Origin of the sequence: Kangiella aquimarina DSM 16071, from assembly GCF_000374105.1 — a bacterium.
Classification (GTDB): Bacteria; Pseudomonadota; Gammaproteobacteria; order Enterobacterales; family Kangiellaceae; genus Kangiella; species Kangiella aquimarina.
This window is the reverse complement of record NZ_KB893650.1, coordinates 1602143-1626969: the sequence shown is the minus strand read 5'-3', so window position 1 is coordinate 1626969 and position 24827 is coordinate 1602143. Positions and strand designations below refer to the sequence as shown.

The 24827-nt window shown below is 43.2% G+C and carries 21 protein-coding genes; 1 reads left to right on the top strand and 20 read right to left on the bottom strand.

Going from position 1 to position 24827, the window contains the following annotated elements:
- Positions 1–6 precede the first annotated feature (6 nt).
- The 16 genes from B158_RS0107850 to ppsA form a co-directional block, all read right to left on the bottom strand.
- Positions 7–1311 (bottom strand): amidohydrolase family protein, encoded by a 1305-nt coding sequence (locus B158_RS0107850; protein WP_018624818.1) that lies wholly within the window; start codon positions 1309–1311, stop codon positions 7–9.
- Positions 1308–2735, bottom strand: a complete 1428-nt coding sequence (locus tag B158_RS0107845; RefSeq protein ID WP_018624817.1) for an amidohydrolase — start codon at positions 2733–2735, stop codon at positions 1308–1310. Before B158_RS0107845 ends, B158_RS0107850 begins: the two co-directional genes overlap by 4 nt.
- A gap of 21 nt (positions 2736–2756) precedes the next feature.
- Positions 2757–4157 (bottom strand): sodium-dependent transporter, encoded by a 1401-nt coding sequence (locus B158_RS0107840; protein ID WP_018624816.1) that lies wholly within the window; start codon positions 4155–4157, stop codon positions 2757–2759.
- 222 nt (positions 4158–4379) lie between these two features.
- The gene (locus tag B158_RS0107835; RefSeq protein WP_018624815.1) at positions 4380–6077 is read right to left on the bottom strand and encodes an acyl-CoA dehydrogenase family protein; all 1698 of its coding nucleotides are present in this window, start codon (positions 6075–6077) and stop codon (positions 4380–4382) included.
- A gap of 143 nt (positions 6078–6220) precedes the next feature.
- A complete protein-coding gene (locus B158_RS0107830) occupies positions 6221–7906 on the bottom strand; it encodes an alanine/glycine:cation symporter family protein (RefSeq protein WP_018624814.1) in 1686 nt (561 codons plus the stop codon).
- A gap of 77 nt (positions 7907–7983) precedes the next feature.
- Positions 7984–9093: a DNA polymerase IV gene (gene dinB / locus B158_RS0107825; RefSeq protein WP_018624813.1), complete on the bottom strand. Its 1110-nt coding sequence runs from the start codon at positions 9091–9093 to the stop codon at positions 7984–7986.
- A gap of 105 nt (positions 9094–9198) precedes the next feature.
- Positions 9199–9921: a hypothetical protein gene (locus B158_RS0107820; protein WP_018624812.1), complete on the bottom strand. Its 723-nt coding sequence runs from the start codon at positions 9919–9921 to the stop codon at positions 9199–9201.
- Positions 9922–9971: 50 nt separating this feature from the next.
- Positions 9972–11333, bottom strand: a complete 1362-nt coding sequence (locus B158_RS0107815) for an ATP-binding protein (RefSeq protein ID WP_018624811.1) — start codon at positions 11331–11333, stop codon at positions 9972–9974.
- On the bottom strand, positions 11330–12004 hold the full coding sequence (locus tag B158_RS0107810) for a response regulator transcription factor (RefSeq protein ID WP_018624810.1): 675 nt from the start codon (positions 12002–12004) through the stop codon (positions 11330–11332). Before B158_RS0107810 ends, B158_RS0107815 begins: the two co-directional genes overlap by 4 nt.
- 69 nt (positions 12005–12073) lie before the next feature.
- The gene (locus tag B158_RS0107805) at positions 12074–12364 is read right to left on the bottom strand and encodes a PepSY domain-containing protein (protein WP_018624809.1); all 291 of its coding nucleotides are present in this window, start codon (positions 12362–12364) and stop codon (positions 12074–12076) included.
- Positions 12365–12390: 26 nt separating this feature from the next.
- Complete coding sequence (locus tag B158_RS0107800; protein ID WP_018624808.1) at positions 12391–12912, bottom strand: glycine zipper 2TM domain-containing protein; 522 nt, start codon at positions 12910–12912, stop codon at positions 12391–12393.
- A gap of 126 nt (positions 12913–13038) precedes the next feature.
- Positions 13039–13290 carry a GlsB/YeaQ/YmgE family stress response membrane protein gene (locus B158_RS0107795; protein WP_018624807.1) on the bottom strand — a complete coding sequence of 84 codons (252 nt, stop codon included), beginning with the start codon at positions 13288–13290 and terminating at the stop codon, positions 13039–13041.
- A 41-nt stretch (positions 13291–13331) separates the two neighbouring features.
- A complete protein-coding gene (locus B158_RS0107790; protein ID WP_018624806.1) occupies positions 13332–14972 on the bottom strand; it encodes an AMP-binding protein in 1641 nt (546 codons plus the stop codon).
- A gap of 12 nt (positions 14973–14984) precedes the next feature.
- Complete coding sequence (locus tag B158_RS0107785) at positions 14985–15425, bottom strand: GNAT family N-acetyltransferase (protein ID WP_018624805.1); 441 nt, start codon at positions 15423–15425, stop codon at positions 14985–14987.
- Between the two features lie 158 nt (positions 15426–15583).
- Positions 15584–15970 carry a hypothetical protein gene (locus B158_RS0107780; protein ID WP_018624804.1) on the bottom strand — a complete coding sequence of 129 codons (387 nt, stop codon included), beginning with the start codon at positions 15968–15970 and terminating at the stop codon, positions 15584–15586.
- Positions 15971–16101: 131 nt separating this feature from the next.
- Positions 16102–18435 carry a phosphoenolpyruvate synthase gene (ppsA, locus tag B158_RS0107775; protein ID WP_018624803.1) on the bottom strand — a complete coding sequence of 778 codons (2334 nt, stop codon included), beginning with the start codon at positions 18433–18435 and terminating at the stop codon, positions 16102–16104.
- A 179-nt stretch (positions 18436–18614) separates the two neighbouring features.
- Between ppsA and ppsR the strand changes: the two genes are divergently transcribed.
- The gene (ppsR, locus tag B158_RS0107770; protein ID WP_018624802.1) at positions 18615–19436 is read left to right on the top strand and encodes a posphoenolpyruvate synthetase regulatory kinase/phosphorylase PpsR; all 822 of its coding nucleotides are present in this window, start codon (positions 18615–18617) and stop codon (positions 19434–19436) included.
- A gap of 339 nt (positions 19437–19775) precedes the next feature.
- Here the strand turns inward: ppsR and astE are convergent, their stop codons facing one another.
- The 4 genes from astE to B158_RS0107745 form a co-directional block, all read right to left on the bottom strand.
- Complete coding sequence (gene astE / locus B158_RS0107760; RefSeq protein WP_018624800.1) at positions 19776–20804, bottom strand: succinylglutamate desuccinylase; 1029 nt, start codon at positions 20802–20804, stop codon at positions 19776–19778.
- 11 nt (positions 20805–20815) lie between these two features.
- The gene (locus B158_RS12975; RefSeq protein ID WP_018624799.1) at positions 20816–21670 is read right to left on the bottom strand and encodes a M23 family metallopeptidase; all 855 of its coding nucleotides are present in this window, start codon (positions 21668–21670) and stop codon (positions 20816–20818) included.
- A gap of 9 nt (positions 21671–21679) precedes the next feature.
- A complete protein-coding gene (locus tag B158_RS0107750; RefSeq protein WP_018624798.1) occupies positions 21680–23185 on the bottom strand; it encodes a DNA recombination protein RmuC in 1506 nt (501 codons plus the stop codon).
- 75 nt (positions 23186–23260) lie between these two features.
- Positions 23261–24808: a cryptochrome/photolyase family protein gene (locus B158_RS0107745; protein ID WP_018624797.1), complete on the bottom strand. Its 1548-nt coding sequence runs from the start codon at positions 24806–24808 to the stop codon at positions 23261–23263.
- Between the last annotated feature and the right edge of the window lie 19 nt (positions 24809–24827).

Here is a 24827-nt window from a genome sequence, read left to right as displayed (position 1 = left end):
ATTAAGTTACTTTCTGTAACCAGTATTTTTATCCGTGTCTAAAGCTTTGTAACGATCACGTAACTTGGTTGAACGGTTTTCCATATTGACTGCTTCACCGTCTATCCAAACCTGTTGAGGAAGCGTTGTGACCTCAAGCGGATCGCCATTCCAAAGTACCAGCTCAGCTTTGTAACCTTCAGCAATTTGACCATAAGCATCACTGCCACCAAAGTATTCAGCTGGAGTTGAAATCATTGCTGCCAAAGCTTTGTCATAATCCATACCATATGCAACGGCATTGCCTGCTGAAAGGCGAACGGTATATGCATTATGGCTGGCTAAGAAGCCTTGCCCAAGAAACATAACATTAACGCCGGCTTTCGAGAGAATGGCTGCGTTTTCGTAACGTTTGCCTAAAGACTCGAAGCTATCGGGAATATTATCCATTGGATCAACAAAGACTGAGGCCTCTGCTTCAGCTAGCTTCTCTGCAACTTTCCAGGCTTCCGCTGCACCGATAAAACCAATACGTATGTTTTGCTCTTTTGCAAAATCAAGCATAGTTAAAATGTCACTTTCCCGCTCAGTATTAACCAATAAAGGAATGTCACGATCAAGAACTGCTTGTAGCGCTTCAAGATCATTAGTGCTGTAGCTCAACTCTCTAAAGTCACCCTGCTCAATGGCAGAACGGTTCTTTTGATATGCTCTTGCTTCATCAAAAGCCTTATTGAGTTCGAACAAGACGCTGGCACGAGAACCGCCAGTCATTTCTGCGGGCCATTCCCCAAAAGCTGTAAAAATAGCAACATCTTTAGCAATTAAAGGGTGGTACTGGTCTTTCAAAGACATGATCGCGCCTTGCCCAGCAAAAACATTTGCTCCGATCTGAGGTGCGACTAATGTACGAGTCACTCCATTAGATCGGTTAATGGCGACCAGAGTTGAATTATGATTGTAAACCTTATCGATACTGAACGAAGCACCTTGCTCTTCATGTTCGGTTTGGCCGTCGGCCGTTTGATCCTGAGATCCAAGCTCAACTAAACCAATCTGATTAATCAGGGCAAAAATACCTGGAGTGACTACCTTGCCTTTGCCGTCAATCACAGTATCCGCATCAACTGAAATATCTTCAGCAACTGATTTGATTACACCATCTTCAATTAAGACGTCACCATATTGCAGAACACCCTGCGATGATAATGTATGAACTTTGGCGTCTTTAATTAGAGTGGTATCGGCACTGCATACACTTGCCATCAAACTGACAACACTGAGTGTTGCAGCAACGGGCTTAACTAGAGATTTCATCAGTAATGAGTTCATAGTGCGCCCTCCTCTTGTGCATCAACTTCTAAATCGTACTGACCTAACTGGAAGTCGCTGACAGGTTGATATTTTTCATCATGACGGTCATACATAAGTGCGCCATCAATAAATACTTTTTCAGCTTTGGAGTAAACACTGAATGGATTACCGTCCCAAAGTACGATATCCGCCATTTTACCGGCTTCAAGGCTACCGGTTTGCTCAGCTATTCCCATCGATTTGGCTGGATTAATAGTAATCCATTCAATCGCTTTTTCTGGTGTGATATTCATACCCATTGCATTACCTGAAGCCATGGATTTGGCAGCATCTTTATTCAGATGTTGAATGCCAGTTGGGGAATCAGAGTGAACAATGGCACAAGCCCCTGCTTTTTCAACCAAGGCAACGTTTTCAGGAACCATATCGAAAGCTTCTTGCTTAAAGCCCCACCAGTCAGACCATAATGCAGAACACACGTTATTCTCGGCGAGCTTGTCGGCAATTTTGTAAGACTCAACAGCGTGATGGAAGGTAGAAATCTGGAAGTCGAATTCTTCCGCAATTTCCATCATCAGCGCCATTTCATCGGCACGATAGCAATGATTGTGAATCAAGATCTCACCATCAAGAACACCGGCCAAAGTTTCAAGCTGCAAGTCACGTTTAGGTGCTTTGCCATTACCTTCGCCGTTCTCATAATCTTCCCACTGCTTTTTATAGTCAGCAGCTTTAATCCAGGCTTCACGGAAACCTGCGATATTGGCCATACGTGTCATTGGAGATCGACCTTTATTTCCGTAAACACGCTTTGGGTTTTCACCACAGGCCATTTTCAAACCGTGTGGAGCATCAGGGAATTTCATTTCCATCACGGAGCGCGCAGGAACATTTTTTAATGTCACTGTACGACCACCGATTAAGTTCGCTGACCCAGGCAGAATCTGCATTGACGTGACACCGCCAGCTAGTGCTAATTCAAATTGTGGGTCATGTGGCCAGACTGAATGCTCAGCCCATACTTCTGCTGTAACAGGAGCAGTCATTTCATTGCCGTCTGCTGATGAGTCAACACCTGGAGCAGGATATACACCTAAGTGTGAATGCACATCGATAAGACCTGGTGTTACCCACTTGCCCTCAGCATCAATTACTTCTAAATTTTTATCTGCTGGAGCCTCTACAGATTGTCCAATAGCAACAATTTTGCCATCTTTGAAAAGAATAGAACCCTGATCAATTCTGTCTCCAGCCGCAGTTAAAATTGTGGCATTCTGGATTAATACCGGATGGTAACTATGCGCTTGATAGGTAGACTCAAAAGCTGTGTTAGGCTCTTCTTTTTTGCTTTCTTCCTTTTGCGGCTGTTCGCAAGCGGACAAAAAAGCAGCGCTAATTAGCGCTGCTAGAGTGAGCCGGGTTTTCGCATGGAACTTAATCATATTGCTCTCCCGAAACTTTAATTAACCAATAATAATAACGCCAAAGAAGCGATCTAAAATTGTTACAACTGTGATGATGCCAAGTACAACTGGGCAGAAGAAAGTAATTGCAAAGTCGATATATTTTGCTACCCACTGCGAGCCACCTTCACGACCAATCGCGATCTCAGCATTTAAATTATGCTTTTTCCAGACATAAGCCACGAAGAATGAAATCAGCGCGCCGCCCAGAGGCAAGAATGTGTCACTGGCAATGGCTTCAACAAAGTCCATAAAGGTCACGTATTGCCACTCAGCATTTTTGTTCATTTGAACAAATTGAGTCAAACTGTCGACCGAACCGTTACCTAACAATGACGGAATACCAATTAAGAAAATTAGCGCCGCCATACCCCATACGGCTACAGGGCGTTTTATTTTCTTTTCATCAACCAGATAAGAAACTGGAACCTCAAGCAAGGAAACGGTTGAGGTTAAAGCCGCAAAACACAGTAACAAGAAGAATAAAGAACCTACAACGATACCAAGTGTTGGACCAAAGCTCTCAAACACGCCAGGTAAGGTCGCAAATATCAAACCAGCACCGCCATCAACGCCCTCCATCGTGCCCTGAGTTAAGTAGGCAACGAACGGGAAGATCATCAGACCAGCAAGGAATGCTATGGATACATCGGTCAGGGTGATTAAGGCAGCTGATTTAACGATATCCTGCTTTTTGGATACATAACTACCATAAGTAATTAAAGCGCCCATACCCAAAGAAAGTGAGAAGAATGCCTGGCCCAGAGCTGAGTAAACTACTTCACCAGTAATTTCTGAAAAGTCAGGAACTAAATAGTAGTTAATTCCTACTCCAGCACCATCTAATGTCATGGCATAGATAATTAAGCCAACGATCATTAAAAACAGGGTTGGCATTAGAATAGTGGCTGCACGTTCGATACCATCATGGATACCGCGAGACACGATGAATGCGGTAACCGCCATAAATACTAAACCGTAAAGACCAATCTTGTGCCAATCGGTAATGAAACTACCGAACTCTTCACCAATACCAAAGTTGCCTTGAACCATTTCCAGGAAATAGCCGAATGCCCAACCAGCAACAACATTATAAAAAGACAGGATTAAAACACCGGCCAGAACACCCATAAAGCCAATAATGGCCCAATTTTTATGGCCTAATTTCTTGAAAGCACCGACAGGGTTGAGGTTAGTTTTACGGCCAATGGCGATTTCAGAAACCATCACCGGGAAGCAGAGCAGGAAACAGAAAGCTAGATAAATGACTACGAATGCAGCACCGCCCCCTTCTCCCACTTCAAATGGGAACTTCCAAATATTACCAAGACCTACTGCTGAACCAGCAGCTGCGAGAATAAAACCTATGCGAGTATTAAACTGACCGCGATCTGTTGCCATGTGATTTACCGATTTATATGTCTGTTATTTATTAGGATCTTGTGACCCCTAATTTGCCCCAGCCGCTAATAACAGCATAAATATACTTATCACTCAAGCAGATCGAATAATATAGTTACAATTTTTTTAATGGTTCTCATTAGCTGATTAAATAGTAAGCAGCCTTAGTTTCAATTGTTAAATTTATTGACGCATTAATCTAATGAGCAAAAGAAAGGGGGCTTAAAGCCCCAATTCATTTTCGATACTTTTCTTAAGACCGTAAGCCCTCGGTAATAAGCGCTTAAAGTAGAACTCCATAGGCTCTTGCTTACCAGCCTGGTCCGCCTCAGCCATTTTTAACCATAAATATGCGTACAGACTTAATGCCATGTAGTGGAGGTAATCACAAGCTATATACTGCTGTTTGTCGTGGTCGGTTGAGAATTTCTCAACAACCTTATTTGACAAGCTTTCCAAATCATTCAGCTGTTCAATTAACAATGACTTTTGAGAAGAGTCGCTAAAACCTTCTATATCACTGCGCATATCAGCCAAAAGTTCAGCTAGGAAAGCACCATTATTGGCAACAATTTTACGACCTATTAAGTCGAGCGCCTGAATTCCATTAGTACCTTCGTAAATCTGAGCAATGCGGGCATCACGAACGTGCTGCTCCATGCCCCACTCTCTGACGTATCCATGGCCACCAAACACTTGCTGGCCGATAGTGCAGACTTCATAGCCTATATCAGTGAAGAAAGCTTTAGCTACAGGCGTTAACAGAGCAGCCATATTCTGGGCTTTAGTAACCACTTCTTTGTCTGTTGAGTGGAAAGCTTCATCCAGCCAGGCGCCAAGCCAGACGGCTAATGCTCTACCAGCCTGAGTATAGCACTGCATGGTTTTAAGCATACGCTGAACATCACCATGACGAATAATCGGTGCTGTACCCTCAACACCCTTAGCACGGCCCTGTAACCGCTCATTGGCATAATCGAATGCCTGCTGATAGGACATTTCACCTAAACCAATCCCCTGCAGACCAATAGATAAACGCTCGAGATTCATCATAGTAAACATGCAACGTAAGCCCTGATGAGGACCGCCAATGATAAAGCCAGTCGCATTATCCATGTTCATAACACAGGTTGAGGAAGCCTTGATGCCCATTTTATGCTCAATCGAGCCACAACGAATACCATTGCGCTCACCAATAGAGCCATCATCATTAACCATAAATTTAGGAACAAGAAACAGGCTGATACCCTTTGGGCCTGCAGGCGCATCAGGAAGACGGGCAAGAACCAGGTGGATGATATTATCCGCCATATCATGCTCACCGCCTGTGATAAATATCTTAGAGCCGCTCAATTTATAGCTGCCGTCATCTTGAGGCTCTGCCTTAGTTTTAAGAATACCCAGATCGGAACCAGCATGAGCTTCAGTCAAACACATAGAACCTGACCATTCACCACTGATCAGCTTAGGCAAATACTTATCTTTAGTTGCGTCATCAGCGTGCGCCTGTAGTAAATGATAAGCGCCGGCAGTCAGACTTCCGTATAGGCAGAATGAAGTGTTAGTCGCATAAAACATTTCTTCGACTAAAACATGTAACGCTTTGGGCAAGCCCTGTCCACCATACTGAGGATTTGCTGTAAGAGACTGCCAGCCGCCTTCAACATAAGCCTGATAAGCTTCCTTGAAGCCCTTTGGCGTTGTCACCACACCGTCATTATACTGACAGCCTTCTTCATCACCTGAACGATTGATGGGCTGCAGCACATTAGTAGAAAACTTACCTGCTTCCTCAAGGATGGCAGCATAAAGTTCAGAATCAAAATCAGCAAAATCAGCAATACCCTTGAATCTCTGTTCAAGGTTAAAAACGTCTTTGATAAGAAACATCATGTCATCAACAGGTGCTTGGTATTGCATTATTACTCCTCAATTTACTGGCCTATATATCGCTGGCATAAAAAAACTCTGGTGACCGCAGCAATTTGCCGTGGTCAGACCAGAGCCAGTATAGGAAAAAATTAAAGAGTTTGTCTAGTGGTTATACCACTAGACGAGGTTATTTAATCAGCACCACTCGATTTAAAATTATTCCAGTAGTCTTTGACTGTGTTCTTCATGTCCTTATGCAGTAGCAGGATTCCAATAAGATTCGGAATGGTCATAAGAGCCACCGTCACATAAGCCAGCGTCCAGACCACCGTTGAATCCACAATAGCGCCTAGGAAGAACAAGGCAACGAAAGCAATCCTGTATGGCAGAACGGACTTCGGTCCAAACAAATAGATCGCGGCTCTATCACCATAATAAGACCAGGCGATAGCTGTTGTGAACGCAAACAGTAACAGACCTAATGACACAACGTATTTACCACTCTCACCCATGTAGCCCTTGGTGAAAGCAACTGCTGTTAACTCTGCTGAGTGAATAAGTGATTTACCCTCAACGACAATAGTTGAGTCTTCCAATGTACCGTTAGACACTGGAATTTCACCGGTAATCGGGTTGCCATCTTTATCCTTATAGACAACATCTTCAGCAATTGAGCGAGCATTGAGTAGCGTGAAGCCATCAGAAATTGCCTTACCATTTTGTAAAGAAATGGTTCCTGTGTACTCTTTGACTTCAGATGGAACAGAGCGTTTTTCATCCAGATGAATCATTAATTTATTAACATCTTCAGGATTGTTATCAGTATAGTCGCCGACAACAAACTCCATATCAGTCCGATCAAAAGTGTTCTGATGCTTTTCGCTCCAGACACCCGAAGACAAGATAACCAAACCGGTCAAAGTACAGATAATGATCGTATCAATGAAAGGCTCAAGTAACGAAACCATACCTTCGGAAGCTGGCTCTTTGCCTTTTGCTGCTGAGTGAGCAATTGCCGCAGAACCCTGACCCGCTTCGTTCGAGAACAAACCGCGGTTAACACCACGATCCATGGCATAAGCGAAACTGGCACCAAGGAAACCACCTACTGCAGCAGAACCCGAGAAGATACTGCTGAAAATCGCCTGGAATGAAGGAAGAATATTTTCGTAGTTATAACCAATGACCAATAAAGCGCCGATAACATAAACCACCGCCATGAATGGAACGATTTTTTCGGCAACTTTCGCAATACGCTTAATACCACCGATAATCACGAGCGCCAACAACACTGCTAACACTCCGCCAGTTACCCACTCTTCAATATTAAAAGTGGTGTTCATAACCTGGGCAATGTTGTTAATTTGAGGCATGTTACCGCTGCCGATGGAGCTGATAATAGTTGCCAGTGCAAAGATGACCGCCAACCACTTCATGTTCAATTTCTTTTCCATGTAATACATGGGGCCGCCGGCCATGGTGCCATCTTCAGTTTTTTCACGGTATTTATGTGACAAGGTCACTTCAACAAATTTAGTTGTCATACCGAAGAATGCTGTTACCCACATCCAGAACAAAGCAGCGGGACCACCAATAAAAATCGCCAGAGCAACGCCACCGATATTACCGGTACCAACCGTACCTGATAAGGCAGTGGTTAGTGCCTGAAAGTGGGATGTATCTCCAGGGGAGTCTTTTTTGGCATATTGGCCACGAACAATACGCGTTGCCTGGCCAAAATAGCGAATTTGAGGAAAACCTAAATAAAGTGTGAAGAAAACGCCCACACCTATTAATAAATAAGGGAAATATCCTGCTGAGCCTAGAAACCCATCAATATATAAGAGTGCATTATTAATTGTTTCGACGATATCCAAAATCGGAGCCCCATTGTTAATTTGTTAGAATCTTTGAGTGGCATAACCTTACCACAAGTATAAAAAGCTTGGCTAGACTACCCAAAATCATCCTCTAAGTCACTATATTCTAAGGGTAGCTGTACAAAGTTAGTCGATTCAGAGGCCTGAAATCGGACCCCAATACCGAGTAATCGAACCGTTTTTTGACGTCGATGAAAGCCCTCTTCCATCAATTCATAGAATAAATCATCATTAATTCCAAAACTGGTTCGTTCAACAGTTGTCGCAGTGAAATCACTGAATTTTAGCTTTGCAAACAACTTATTGATTGGTGCACCAACTCCAGAACGAGCCACCCGCCGTTTAAGAGTTTGCAATAGATGCGGCAACTCATCCAGGCAGTCTTCAAGAGTTATTAGATCCTGATCATAGGTATTCTCGACACTTAATGACTTTCGCGGATAATGAGTAATAACGGGTCTTTGATCGATTCCACGTGAAAGTTCATAAAGCCTTTGCCCAAAGCTGCCAAACGTCTTACTGAGAGTTAACAGGTCAATCTCCCGCAACTCCTTACAGTTTTCGATTCCCATGCGATGCAGTTTTTCAGTGGTTTTCTTGCCAACCCCGTGAATCTTGGCAACCGGCAGCTGCTTAACAAAGTCATCAACTTCTTCGGGTGTAATGACAAACTGCCCATTTGGCTTATTCCAGTCGGAAGCAATCTTGGCCAGAAATTTATTGGGAGCAACGCCTGCTGAGGCAGTGAGCTTGAGTTTTTCGAAGATTTGATAGCGTATGGCCTGCGCGATAAAGGTTGCACTACCTTTATATTCAGTACACTCAGTCACGTCCAGGTAGGCTTCATCCAATGATAAAGGCTCAATCAAATCAGTATACTGAGCAAAAATCTCGCGAATTACCTTTGAATCGTGTCGGTATTTATCAAAGTTTGGATGGACTATGACCAGCCCCGGGCACAAGCGTCGCGCATAAGCCGAAGGCATCGCAGATCGAACGCCGTAGGAACGGGCTTCATAATTACAGGTGGCAATAACACCCCGTTTATCTGGTGAGCCGCCAACTGCAACGGGTTGATTCTTTAGAGAGGGTTCGTCGCGCATCTCAATAGCCGCGTAATAACAATCCATATCAACATGGATAATTTTACGGATTGGCTGTGTATCGGATACGGGATCAGGCATGTCCTATTATATTCTGACAAATATCTTATTGTCTTTTAATCACAAGCTATTAATGGTGATATCTTGCAAAAAGCCAAATCAAAGGAACACCAAGTAAGCATTTGTCTATTCCTGGGAATCTGCAACAACTTCCAAGTTACGACATTCACCCAATGTTGCATCATATAGTGAAGGATCATCGTCATCGAAAAGATCAATCGTTGTAACCGACTCTGGCAATACAAGGAATGGGACAGCCTTGTTCATACTCTGGCTAAAAGCCACACAAAGTCTAATCTGATTCTCTGAGGTGTTATTGATTAAAAAGGTTAAACCGCTACGTTCAAGCTTATCGTTACTTTTTTGCACATAATTATTATATCCCATTCCGGGGTTCTCAAATAACCAATCAGGATGTGGTATCCATACCAACTCTTCAATAATTAAAGTATTCGTACTATTGCCAAGCTCAGATTGAGCCGCTAATCGATCCTCTTTCATATCCCTTACCTTTTGCTCGGTAAAATTAAATGTTTCAATATCATAGAGATGGCAAAACGTTCGGAATTCAAGGTTCCCGCTTGAGCTATAAGGGATATCTACCTTAAAACTTGATTTGCCCTCCATAAAGAACGTTAAAGAACTTTCACCATCGTTGTAAGCTAGAGCACAGAAAGCAATATCATTTTCGCGTTTAAATTCAATCTTGTACTCTAAGCCTACTTGATGGCCTTGAATATACTTTTCTTCAGTAGAAATTTCTAAAACATCGTCGGAGTTAGCAAAAGAGCTGGTGGAAATGAATACCCCCATAATCAACGCAGCAAAAATAGATACTTTATAACTCATAATCTTGTCCTCATCATTTATTCAATAGCGCTGAGCTGAAAAGAGTGCGACTAACCATTAAAACTCACTTTAATTAAAGCTCCACCCAAGTTACTAACATCAATGTCAATTTCACCACGATAAGCATCAACAATTTCCTTGACCACAGACATACCAATTCCCTGCCCTTCAACGGATTCATCTAAGCGCTTGCCTCTTGAAAGGACTGACAGACGTACGTCCTCAGCTATGCCGGGTCCATCATCTTCAATTTTGATAATGGTCTTTAAGCCCTGCTGCTGTGCACTTATTTTCACTTTCTGCTTTGCCCATTTGCAGGCGTTATCAAGCAGATTACCGCAAATTTCATAGAGGTCACCCTCATTGAGCAGCACTTTGACGGAATCAGAAATATCCATCTTGATATAAATGCCCTTATGCGAATAAACCTTTTCAAGACCTTTAACCAGCTTGGAAATTGCTGGCTTTAGCGAAATCGATTTCATCATAACCTGTGGTCCACTGGTCGCGCGTTGCAACTGGTAGCCCACAATTTGATTCATGCGTTGAAGCTGTTCGCTGCAAATACGCTCCAGTTCCTGCTTCTCAGCTTCATTTTGCAGTGCAGCCTGCATAACCGCCAATGGTGTTTTCAAGCTATGAGCCAAATTTCCCAGCGTTTCCTTGTAACGCTTACTTTGGTGGCGTTCGTTACTAATAAAGCGATTGATATTATGAGTGAGTAATCGAATTTCCTGAGGGTATCTATCGGATAGCTTATCCAACAGGCCTTGCTCAACTCTCCTGAGTTCCTTAACTGCCTGGCGAATCGGTTTAAGCGTCCAGCGTAATACTACAAACAGAATTAAAATTAATGAAGCAGCCAACCCTGCAAGCCACATCCAGAGCGTGTTCCTATAAGTTTCAATGACCTGATTAAAGGGACGTTTGTTTTCGAGAATAACAAAATGGTATAGCGAAACCTCTCCACTTTCGGATTCCCATTCAGCAATATAATGAAATTGGAAATAATCTTCTCCTGCCAAGGAAATAGAATCCAATGTTGGCTCTCCCGGGAGGGTTAATGGCAAGGGGATTTTGCCCTGTTCTATAGCATAAGTTGATGACAGCGACTGCCAGATAAGGCTCTCGGTTTCATCATAGACTAAAGCAGATATACCACTACCATATTGATTAAAACGCTTGTCAGAAGGAATCTCCTCAGGAAGGTATAGTTCACCAGGTTCTAGCTGGTCTGCTACTGATAATAAGCTATAAAACTGAGCAAAAAGGCGCTCAAAAGTGGCCTGCCGTATTCCTGCCTTATAAGTATTCAATAAAATGAAACTCATGGCAGCAATAAAAAATACCAGCACAACACTGGTATTTAATAATATGCGTTTCTGTAATGAGTAAGAGTGATTTAAGCTCACAGGTCCGCTCTTAGTCGATAGCCTCTACCACGCAACGTATCAATCGGCTTAATGGTACCATCTGGATCAATTTTCTTACGCAGACGCCCGACGAAAACTTCCAGCACATTAGAGTCCCGATCATGGTCCTGGGCGTAAAGGTGTTCAGTTAGTTCTGTTTTGGACACAACTTTATCAGGATTAAGCATCAGGTACTCAAGCACTTTGTACTCATAGGCAGTCAAATCCATAACCTGCCCATTGACTTTAACTTCTTGCTTTAAACTGTTAAGGCTAATTGGCCCTTTGATAATTTCAGGCTTAGCATATCCGGAAGCACGACGTAATAAAGCATTAATGCGTGCCAGTAACTCTTCGGTTTGGAAGGGTTTAACTAGATAGTCGTCAGCACCCGCTGCCAGTCCATCCACTTTATCTTGCCAGTGACCGCGTGCCGTTAAAATCAGTACCGGAAACTGTACATCTTCATCTCGCAATGTGGCGATAACTTCCATGCCTGAGATATCGGGCAAGCCTAAGTCAAATATCCCCAGGTCGAACTGATATTCGCGCGCCAGGTATAAGGCTTCTTCACCATTAGGCGCTTCTTCTACCACATAATTCTGCGCCTTCAAGGCACTGACCAGCTGCTGACGCAACGCATCATCATCTTCAACCAGTAATAATTTCATACCCTATTACACCCCATTCCTTAACAAAGACTTTTGGCATTTAATTCATAAATGCTACATGGTTTTTCGCTAGCTAATCACTCGACCGTTACAGGCGTTAACCAGTACATGGCTGACGCGACCACTTTTACTTAATACTTTAACGCGATAGACCGGAGGTCTACGATTCATATTCAAAGACGCTGAAAGAACGCGACCATCGGTCTGTTGTGCGACGGCACTCATGGCCGCACTTTTACCAATTGGAACGCAGGGCTGATCCTTGCGCTCCACTTTGGTATCAATGCGAACACCTGCGGCTTCTGCCGTGTTAAACATCAACGCCGACAATGCCAAGAAAACTATCACTAAATATTTCATAATAACCTTTATTGAATGCTATGAAATTAATGTCTGTAACCACGACCGGGTCTAACACTGACTTCAACATCAATCCAGCGACCAGGATCATAATCCATAAAAGTGGTGTAACGCTGGCCTTTATATTTGTAGGTGACATTATAGCCAATAATAGCCGCATGACCATATCGCTCTTCCACCCTATCACAACGATAATGGGTATCACGACCTTTGTCAGCAACAGACTGTCCAATGGCTGAACCTACTACGGCACCAGCTACAGAACCCAATCGTTTTTCACCACGATCACCGCCAAGTTTATAGCCGACAACACTACCAACTACCGCTCCGACAATCGAACCTTTACGGCGATCTCGGTCAGAACTCACCGGATAACAACGCTCTCTTGGATAGCGACTTTCGCTATAGCCTGAAATTGGCTCGACATGGACAACTTTTGCACGTTCATAGCGAACATTGTCATAGTGTCTGTAGTCACCACGAGCATTGGCTGCGCTGACCAAGCCAAGACTAGCAACGATTGATGTGATTAGAATTAACTTTTTCATACACAATACCTCTGATTGTGGGCGGAACCTGCAATACAGGTTCCTCAACTTTAGGGTAAGTGTAGAGAGATCTAGCTGAATACTGTCTGAATTAGTATTGCTTGAATAATGAAAACAGAAAAAAGCTTATTTTTTAGCAAACATGCGCTGTAAGGCCAATAAAATCACGGCCCCAAGGGTAGCTGTTAGTAACGTCTTGATATTAAAGCCTGAAACTTCGCCAAAGCCGAAGAAACTACCAACGTAACCGCCCAGTATTGCACCAACAATACCAATAACAATAGTCATGATGATACCTTCATTTCGAGCGCTAGGTATTATGGCTTTAGCCAAAATGCCGGCAATTAGACCAACAAAAATCCACGTTAAAAAACCCATAATAATCTCCTTCAGTTAAAAAAATGAGTCACAATAAAGAATTAATCCCAAATAATGACTTCCTGCTTTTTATAATGCTTTTCAACAGTTGATTGATAATGCTTTTCGACCTGCTGACGACGCACTTTAAGTGTTGGTGTAATCAAACCATTATCAGTTGTCCATGCTTCATCAACAAAAATCAGCTTAGATAAGCGCTCATGCTTTTCAAGCTGGTTATTCAATTTCTGCAAAGTCTGTTCACTTTCCTGAGTAAAGGCCGCACGATCTTTTATCGTCTTGTTATGGATCGAGGCCACTGCCACTGGTGAAGGCAAGCCATCACCAATAACACAAAGATGCTCGACCCCTAGCTCAGGTTCTAACTTGGCTTCAATGGGTGCTGGTGAAACGTATTTGCCTTTGGAGGTTTTGAAAATATCCTTAACGCGGCCTGTAATGAATAAAAAGCCGTCGCTATCAATGGTGCCAATATCACCCGTATGAAAATATCCTTCTTCATCTATAACTTCTGAGGTTTTAATAGGTTCTTTATAGTAACCTTTCATCAAGCATGGACTTCTCAAGAGGATCTCGCCGCTTTCAGCTAGTACAGCTTCTGCGGTCGGCATGGTCACACCTACTGAACCCTTCTTTCTACAACCGGGTTTACTCGCGTGAGAAAATGCCATGGTTTCGGTCAAGCCGTAAGCCTCACAAATTTGTAACCCAAGACTATCAAAGAAGTCCATGGTCGCTTTAGGAAGTGCGGCCGCACCGGATAGCACGATTTTCGCCTTATCAAGGCCAAGACCTTCTAAAACCTTCTTGCGAATAATGTTTTTAATGATCGGTAGTTTCAGTAGTAGCCACAGCTTTCTTTTGCCAACCTTATCTTCAATTCCCTGTTGGAACTTGAGCCATATTCGCGGAACACCAAAAAAGATACTCGGACGGACAGAAACAATATTCTCCTGAAAACGCTCAAGCGATTCGGTAAAGGAAATGACACTCCCCGTATGAATACTAATGATTTCAGTAAGCTCACGCTCGGCACAATGAGCCAGCGGTAAGTATGAAAATGCGCGCTCCTGTCCAATATCAACAAATTGAGCCGCCGCAGCAGCACCATTAGATAAAGCTCGATAATCGATCATGACACCTTTGGGAATACCGGTTGTGCCGGAGGTGTAAACAATAGTTGCCAGTTCGTCCAAATCAGGTACTGGCGACTCTGACATAGGCTCAGTTTCAGCTATAACTTCATCCCACTCTTTAATACCGGAATGAGGTTGATAGAAGCTAATTTTAGGAAGGTCATTGGCAACAGCTTCTTTTTTAGCAGGCCAGTCTGGAAGCTTTCCAACAAAGAGAAGCTTGGATTCACTGTGCTCTAGAATGGTGGCAATAGTTTCTTTACCGGCGGTAGGATAAATTGGAACTGAAATATGGCCAGCCATCATAATTGCCAGATCGGCCATTATCCAATGAGAACAGTTAAGCGACAAAATCGCTACTTTGCTATTTGGTGGCAGGTTGGTTATCAAATAATGCGCCATCTTTCGAACCTGCTGCCCTACTTCATGCCAGGTATACTCTTTCCAATCATTACCAAAGGGTTGTCGCAAGAAAACCTGTTCAGACGCAACAGTTTCCCAGTGATAAAATGCTTTAAGGGTTGGTTCTAAGCTTAACTGACTCATAAATTATTCTCTTTATACTAAAGTTTTTGACATGAAATAGTGAGGGCCAATTCCAGGAAGTTGGAACTCATCTCCCTTTATAACAAAATTGAGCTTACTGTAAAATGGTATGGCTTGTGTGCGAGCATTGCACCAAATCACTTCGCCTCCTCTTTGAGAACAAATTCGGAGGCCTTCCTCTAACAACCGTGCACCTACTCCTTGCTTACGATAATCAGGATCTGTTGCCATTCCTCGTAACCGCCAGGCTTTGCCTGAAGGCTCATAAGAGTGCGATTCTGGATAGAAAGAAGCAATCCCTACGACTTTATCCCCATCAAAACTTGCAACGTGAAAGCATCCCTCAACAGCATCTTCCTGATAAGTGCATTCAGATATCGGTCTGCCGGACCTTAGCACTTTATGACGGAGAGGGATAATAGCCTCTAACGGCACTGGTTTTATGGTATACATTTATATCTACTCTTAGGATCTTGGCATTTGAAGAAATCTAGCTAATTCCCTAATTTATATACTATTAATGCTAGCTTATCCAACAAAATACACTAGATACAAAAAAGCCACTCAATCGAGTGGCTTTTTGATTAGCTTGCTGTAAACAAGAATTTGAATTACTGATCATCACCAGTTTTTTCTTCAACTGCTTCTTCAGCTTCTTCAAGCTCTTCTTCAGCTGAGTGCATCATTTCTGCAGCTTCCGCTTCAGCATCTTCAACCATCTGTTCAGCGTCAGCTTCAGCTTCTTCAACAAGCTCTGCAGCTTCTTCTTTGGTTTCCTGATAGTTTTCTTCAGCAGCTTCCTGTAATGAACTCACAGTTTCTTCAGTGGTCTCAGCAGTGTCTTCAACAGCTTTTTCTGTTGCTTCAACAGCTTCTGCAGTCGCTTCTTTCACTTCCTCAACTGCTTCCTGAGTTTCCTCTTTCACAGATTCTTTCTTATCATCGCTACAAGCAACAGCCAGTGTTGATGCTAAAAGTGCAATAGCTAAACGTTTCATTTCCTATCTCCTCCTCGGATTATTTACTTATAAGTAAAGTCACAAAAAAATTTTCATAACCTTTTTATAGAACTTGAGCAATGAAGCCTTCACTATCATTGCTCAAGCAGTAAATAATACAACAAGTTAGATTACTTTTTCGCCAAGAAAAGCCACGTTTCGAGAACTGTGTCAGGATTTAACGAAACACTATCAATACCCTGCTCCATCAACCACTTAGCTAAATCTGGGTGATCTGATGGGCCCTGACCACAAATACCAATGTATTTGTTAGCCTTTTTACAGGCCTTGATAGCATTGGCAAGCAGAACTTTAACGGTAGGGTCACGCTCATCAAACAAGTGGGAAATAATACCTGAATCACGATCCAGACCCAATGAAAGCTGAGTCAAATCATTTGAGCCCACAGAGAAGCCATCAAAGAACTTCAGGAATTCCTGAGCAAGAATAGCGTTTGAAGGTAGCTCACACATCATAATCACGCGTAAACCGTTGTCACCACGACGCAGGCCGTTCTCAGCCAATAACTCGATAACTTTCTCAGCTTCACCAAGAGTACGCACGAATGGAATCATGACTTCAACATTGTTAAAGCCCATCTTGTTGCGAACGCGCTTAATCGCTTCACACTCAAGCTCAAAGCACTCACGGAACTCTTCAGAGATATAGCGAGAAGCTCCACGGAAACCAAGCATAGGGTTTTCTTCGTGTGGCTCGTATAAGTGACCGCCAATCAGATTCGCGTATTCGTTCGACTTAAAGTCAGACATACGAACAATTACTTTCTCTGGCGCAAAGGCACAGGCGATAGTCGAAATACCTTCAACCAGCTTGCTGATATAGAATTCTTTAGGATTTGGATACCCTGCCATTTGCATGGCAATGGTTTTCTTGAGGCTTTCGTCTTCCAGCTTGTCATAATCCAACAAAGCTTTTGGATGAACACCAATCATGCGGTTGATGATGAACTCCAGACGAGCAAGACCAACACCAGCATTCGGTAATTGACCAAAATCGAAAGCACGATCAGGATTACCCACATTCATCATGATTTTGAAAGGTAGCTCAGGCATGTTTTCAACTGAATCTTTGCTGATTTCAAAGTCCAATAAACCGGAATAGATTTTGCCGGTGTCGCCCTCTGCGCAAGATACAGTCACTTCAACACCATTTTTAATACGGTCTGTTGCATCGCCGCAACCTACAACCGCTGGAATACCAAGCTCACGCGCGATAATCGCAGCGTGACAAGTACGGCCGCCACGATTAGTAACAATAGCAGCAGCACGCTTCATCACTGGCTCCCAATCTGGGTCAGTCATGTCAGTAACCAATACGTCACCAGGCTGTACGCTTGCCATTTCATCAATAGAGCTGATGACACGGGCTTTACCTTTGCCGATTTTTTGACCAATCGCGCGACCAGTAGCCACAACATCAGAAGTATTCTTTAAGCGATAGCGCTCAATGATATTTTTGTCTGAACGACTCTTAACCGTTTCTGGACGAGCCTGAACAATATAAATTTTGCCATCAGCGCCATCTTTTGCCCATTCGATATCCATTGGACGCTTATAATGCTGCTCGATAATCATCGCCTGCTTGGCAAGTTCCTGAACTTCTGCGTTGTTAATACAGAACTGCATACGCTCATTAACATCCACGTCAACCGTTTCAACGGTCTTGCCATGGTCAGTATCATTGGTATAAACCATCTTGATAGCTTTGCCACCAAGCGTTTTACGAACGATAGACTGGCGACCTTCAGCCAACGCTGGTTTATAGACATAAAACTCATCAGGATTCACTGCGCCCTGAACAACGGTTTCGCCCAGGCCATAAGCTCCGGTAATGAAAACCACATCGTTGAAGCCTGACTCAGTGTCCATAGTAAACATCACGCCGCTAGCCGCGATATCACTACGCACCATCTTTTGAACGCCCGCTGACAAGGCAACCAATGAATGCTCAAAGCCCTGGTGAACGCGGTAAGCAATGGCACGATCATTGAACAATGAAGCAAACACTTCTTTCAGTGCTTTCATAACATTGTCTAAACCACGAACATTAAGAAAAGTCTCTTGCTGGCCTGCGAATGAGGCGTCTGGTAAATCTTCTGCAGTGGCTGATGAACGGACCGCAACAGCGAAGTCATCATTGGCATCAGCTTTCAATTTGGCATAAGCCTCGGTAATCGCCTGCTCCATCTCTGGGATGAAAGGAGTATCCATTACCCAGCCACGTATTTTGGCACCAACTTCGGCAAGCTTGGTCACGTCATCGACGTCAAGGTTGGCTAACTCTTCATTGATGCGTTGATTTAAGCCACTTTGCTCAAGGAAAGCACGGAAAGCATCAGCAGTTGTTGCGAAGCCATTTGGAACGCTAACACCCATATTGCTTAAGTTACTAATCATTTCCCCAAGTGACGCGTTCTTACCGCCAACGCGCTCAACGTCACCCATCCCAAGTTGGTCATACCAAAGTACGTATTTATCCAAGGTTCTATCTCCAGTTTATAAATTTGGAATTACCGCAAACCGCCCATTTTTGGCTTATTATCTTGCCGATAGTGAGCGTAAATGCTTAAATTCACGAACAAAGTGGTCTTTGTGGCCGCTATTTTACTGATAAATGAGCAAATATGAAACGCACAGTCTTTTTTATTTCCGACCGTACCGGTATTACCTCAGAAATGCTGGGCCAATCACTGACTTCCCAGTTCGAAGATGAGGTGGAATTCACCTATCACACCATTCCTTTCGTTGACGATATTGATAAAGCCAATGCCGCAGTATCACGTATAAACCAGACTGCCATCCGTGATGGTTTTAAGCCCATTGTCTTTGAAACGATTGTAAAGCCTGACATTCGTAACATCATTACGACTGCCAACGCGCTGCTGGTGGACTTCTTCCATACCTATATTGGCCCTCTTGAGCAGGAATTAGGCGTGCACAGCTCATTCCGTGTCGGTAAGTCACATTCAACCGATGACCGTCAGGCCTACGATACAAGAATGAGTGCGGTAAACTTTGCTTTAAACAACGATGACGGAGCGACGACCAAACATTACGATCAGGCAGATATCATTCTGGTTGGCCCTTCACGTTGCGGTAAAACACCAACCTCCCTCTACATGGCGATGCAGTTTGGTATCTTTGCTGCCAACTACCCTTTTACCGATGAAGACCTGCCTAATATCAAGCTCAAACCAGGATTGGCTCAAAATAAGCATAAGCTCTATGGCCTAACCATTGACCCCATGCAATTGCATGAGATTCGCAATAAACGCCGCCCCAACAGTAAATATGCGGCGCTCAACCAATGCATGCTAGAAATTCGAGAAGTAGAAGCACTCTATCGACGCGAGAAGATACCTTTCATTGATACGACTTCTCGCTCTGTGGAGGAATTAGCCGTCAAGATTATGGCGGATAAAGAAATTCAGCGTAGGATTTTTTAGGATAAGGGGCATTTAATTTAACACTTACAGCACAGACATCGCCCCGATAAATTTAATACATACTTTTAGGTATCTATTCTGTGAATAACTAAAAGCAGATCCTGAATCAAGTTCAGGATGACAGAGTTTAACTATGAGTAGATACTATCAAAGCTGGCATTATGGCAGCTTCAATGACGGCCTTATGGCTTTTGGCTCTCTCATTAAGGCTTGGTTTCAAGAATTCAAAAAATTCACTGAAGGTTTGTCATCCTGAACTTGATTCAGGATCTGCTTTTAAGTGCAATATCAAAAAGACAATTTCAGATACAGCTTATGTAGGTGTAAGGAATTCCCTAATCACCCTAAACTCACCGGCTCAACCAATAACGCCATTCTCTGACCAATTGGAACCTTGTTGTTTGGAAAAACAATTGCTTCACCATCAGACTCAACGGTATAAGGCTCTTCAGGGTCAGATAACAACTCAAAGCCCTGTTCAAACTCTGTAAAATTAGCCAGGTCATCATCTACGTTCAGATGTGAATCATCAGATACTCGTAGCAGCTCTTTTTTTACCGCAAAAAGATTTAGGTCATCAACGTCACGATCATTATTAAAGTGATAGTTACTGGCAACCAATTGTCTCATGCAGCTTTCTGCCTGTTTAAAATCTTCGCGGTTATTTTGCCCAAAAGGTTTCACTTTACCCAGCTCGACGGTAAAGGCATCTGCTTTAAAATGGTGACTGGTATGATAGGAAAACGTTGAACTTGCTTTGTGATAAAGCAAAACCGTATTAACACCACAGTCCTGCATAAAGGCTAACTGTTCAACTTTATGTTCGCGTCCATCAAGATAGGGATAAATAGCAAATCTTTGATGTTTCGAGGCGCGAATCGCGGTATGCAGATCATAGTGGTAACGACGTGAGTCTGCTGGTGACTTATCAAAGAAATCCTTCACCGCCTCTTCCAGGCGCTTGGCACGCAAAGCTTCATAGCAATTTGCATCAGCTTCAAGATAAGACTTCCAATGATGATTGAACATACGGTTCAAATTAAACTCAAGGAAGCGTTCCTGTTGCAGCATTGCCTTCGGGTTCCCCAGCAATATTAAAAGGTTAACCTTCAGTGCCTGAGAGCCCACCAGGATGTCTCGCACGATGTCGCTAATAATTTCCATCGGCGCGGTTTCATTGCCATGCACCCCACAGGATAAACAGACGAACTGATCACTGACTTGATTAGGGACAAACTCAACAATTCCCACGTCATGGAAGATGGCTTTGCCCTGCTCTATTTCAAGCTCAAAACGATCATGCTTCTCAGGATTTTGACGTACAAAATCGATAAAGTTGAAAGTATTAAAATCTCGTGTCGTTAACATAATGATAGAACTTACTTAGATTCTGCTTTAGTGTCTGACTCTTCAAAAGGCGGAACTAACAATTGCGGATCGAGTCGATGATTCAACCAGTTAATGCGCCAGTCTAGATGTGGACCAGTTGCGCGCCCGGTTGCGCCAATGCGACCAATAAAATCACCCTGCTTTACAGGCTCACCGACTTCGACGTCCACGCTGCTTAAATGAAGGAATGTAGAGTTAACACCAAAGCCGTGATCAATGATGATGGTGCCACCTGAGAAAAACAGATCAGGATGCGCCAATCGCACGACACCATCCGCTGGTGCCACGACTTCTGTACCTGTTGGCGCAGCTACATCAACACCATAATGAGGACGTTTTGGATCGCCATTTAAAACTCGTTGGCTACCATAAAACCCACTTAGTCGACCCTTGGCGGGCCAGATGAAATCCTGCATAAAATATTTGAAATCGGTAATTTCTGCTCGAGCCTCTGCAACCAGTGCCGTTTCACGCTTGATACGTTCCAGTACTTCTGGCTTTCGTGGTGTTACCTTTGATGGAGGAAGTCCGTCAATCCGTTCAATGTTGTATTGTCTTTTACTAATCGAAATCGGTTGAGTAACTTTCATATCGCCTTTGGAAATGGTCAAAGTAGCACTTTCGGGCATATCTCGATGAAACCCAAACACGAAATAACCCTCTTCTGAAACTTTAATTTCCTGGCCATTAAACTCGACTTTAGCGCCGGGAACCGTTTGACCAATCACCAGACCACCTTGAGTAAAGTCTCCATTTAGAGACTTAACCATTGGTTCCTCAGCGTGAAGCGCTGGTGTTACACAAACAGAAGCCAGCAATGCCAATAAAGCAAATAATCGTTTCATTAATTTAACCTATTTAGATTCTTTCTTATTCTCAAGTTTAGCAGTAGCAGCCACTTCTATAGAGTGTTCATGCTCTTCATGGTTCAACTCAACCTGCTCAATCTTTTCAAATCGACTGCTGATTTTGTCAGCAGAAATAGTAACCTTTTTAACGTCTTCGGTGACGTTATTAATATGACGAGCCAAATCATTCATACGTGTTCTGAAGCGTCCGAAGTCTTTTGACAGCATGCCCAGATGTTCCTGAATGATATGCACCTGTTTACGCGTCGCCTCATCTTTAAGAACAGCACTGGCCGTTGTTAACAGCGCCATCATTGTGGTTGGCGAAACCATCCAGACTTTTTGTTGCTGAGCAAACTCAACCAGCTCAGGATGATGCGCATGAATCTCGGCAAATACGGCTTCAGCAGGAATAAACATCACTGCACCAACAGCTGTTTCATTTTCAATGATGTATTTGCTGGCGATATCATTAACGTGTTTCTTAATGTCTCTAATGAAAGCCTTATGCGCCTGATCGCGTTCTGGAGCGGAGCGCTCAACATCAACCATTTTCTGATAATTTTCCAGCGGGAATTTGGCATCAACGCCAATAACACCGGTTGGCTCTGGCAGGAATAAGGCACAGTCCACGATTTTGCCATTGCTGAAAGAATGCTGGAATTTGTAATGGCTGGTGGGCATAACATTGGATACTAGAGACTCCAGCTGTACCTCGCCAAAAGCACCGCGCGATCGTTTATCGGAAAGAATTTCCTGCAAGCTAACAACGTTGCTGGACAGCTCAGTGATTTTCTTTTGAGCATCATCAATTAGCGCCAGACGTTTCAGAACGTCCTGGAAGGTCTGAGTGGTTTTCTCAAAACCATCAGCCAAGCGCTTCTCGACTTGACCACTAATCTCTTTGAGTCGTTCATCGGTGGTTTTAGTCAAGCCAGACATGTTCTTTTCAAAGTTTTCAGCCTGCGTCTTGAGATTGATGGTTAACTCTTCTCTGACATCCTTGATGCCTCGGCGGAACTGCTCATGCAATTGCGCCTGAGATTCTTTCTGATTGATTTCAATCTGTTCTTTTAGCTTAAGAATATCTTTCTGCAAGCTATCCTTAAATCCGGTCAGTTCTTTTTGCTGGGTAATGGTGTTGTTATTGACCTTTTCGCCCAACGCATTGCTCAGTTCATTAAAACCTTTTTGCAGCTGATTCTGGAAAGCCTGGAACGATTCACCTAGCTTGACCTGATTGCCCGCCAACTTCTCTACCAGGTTCTCAGAAGCTCTTTGATTCTGTTCGGACATACGGTGCAAATCAGACTTTGCATAGTCAAATGCCATGGTCTGCTTCTGATCGAGACTCTTTATAGCATCGATGGCACCATCTTCGGAGCTTTTGAGAAGTTTTAAAGCATTACCCTGGCGGATGACCATAACCAGTAACACCAGCATGATTAAGACAATTGCGCCGAGAATAATAGCCAAAGGTAAGTTTTCGTTTAGAAATGTATAGAAATCCATCAATATTATCGTTTGTAATAAATTCCGTTTAGTGTAACAAAATCAGGCCAAAAGAATAGTGATCATCTCGCAGCTCTAAAGCTCCTCTATCCTCCTAAGAACGCTCGCTGCTTTATTCAGTATGGCATCCTTTTCATCAGAACTTTTCTTGTTCCAAACGTTATAAATCATTGCCATTCTGGGGTTTTGACTGAGCTTCTCAGCATTCTTCTCAATAAACCGCCAATATAAGCTGTTTAAAGGACAGGCTTGTTCGCCTGTCTTATCTGAGTGGGAGTAGTCACAGCCAGTACAGTAGTCGCTCATTTTATGAACATAATTAGCGCTGGCGGCATAAGGTTTGGTGGCGATAATGCCGCCATCAGCAAACTGACTCATACCTCGAGTGTTAGGTAGCTCAACCCATTCGATGGCGTCAACATAGATACCTAAATACCAGTCATCGACGTCATCAGGATCGATTTCAGTAAGCAGACAAAAATTACCAGTGACCATCAGGCGCTGAATATGGTGCGCAAAAGCGTAATCAAGTGACTGATTAATCGCTTCGGATAAGCAGCGCATCTTGGTGTTACCGGTCCAGAAATAAGCAGGAAGCTTTCTGTTAGCCTTGAAGTAGTTTTTCTGATGATACTCAGGATGCGTCCAGTAAATACCTCGTACAAACTCGCGCCAGCCAAGTATTTGCCTGACAAACCCTTCTACCTGAGGGATATCAATGTCGTCGTTAGAGCGGTAGGCTTGGACAGCATTATCGATCACCAGCTTTGGTGAAATGAGCTTAGCATTTAACGCAAAAGATAGTCGTGAATGATACAGCGACCATTTATGCTCACTATTACAGGTCATGGCATCCTGAAAATAACCAAAGCGTGGTAAGCAATGTTGGCAAAAATAATCCAGTAACTCTTTTGCCTGCTTTCTGGATGTTGGCCAGAGAAGATTAGATTCTGCCTTGCCAATTGTTTTAACCCGGTGCTTTTGTAATCGCTTTAGAATGTCACTGACATCATTGCTGAATATCAGGGGTTCAGGGATATCCTTTAAATCCAAGGCTTTAAACTTATTACGATTCTTTTGATCAAAATTCCACTGCCCGCCTTCCGGTTTATCTTCAACCATAAGCACATCAAAACGCTTACGCATTTTGCGATAAAAAGACTCCATCCGGTTGTGCTTATCTGCAGTAAAATACTTTGGAAAATCCTCTTCAGGCAGTAAAAAGTGCTCGGTGGAACAGCTGGAAACGTCAACGCCCGACACTTGGAAGTCGGCAATCTGATTTCTTAAGCGGAATTCATCGGGCAGCTGATATTCAAAGTATGAGACCGAATACTTGTTAATAAGCTCTTTCAGGAGGTCATTAAAGGATGAATATTTAGTGGTATCGTCAAGAGTAAGATAAAGACAGTGATGACCAGCCTGATTTAAAGCTTCAGCAAAACCTTCCATAGCATGAAAAAAAGCACAAACCTTTTGAACATGATGCTTTACATACTCAGTTTCCTGTAGCATTTCAGCAATAACATATAGGCAATCTTCATCAATACTTTTGAACCAGCTATGGCCAGCATTGAGCTGGTCGCCCAGTATTAATCTAATCGTTTTATAATGCTTGCCCACCTCAACTCCTCCCAATATT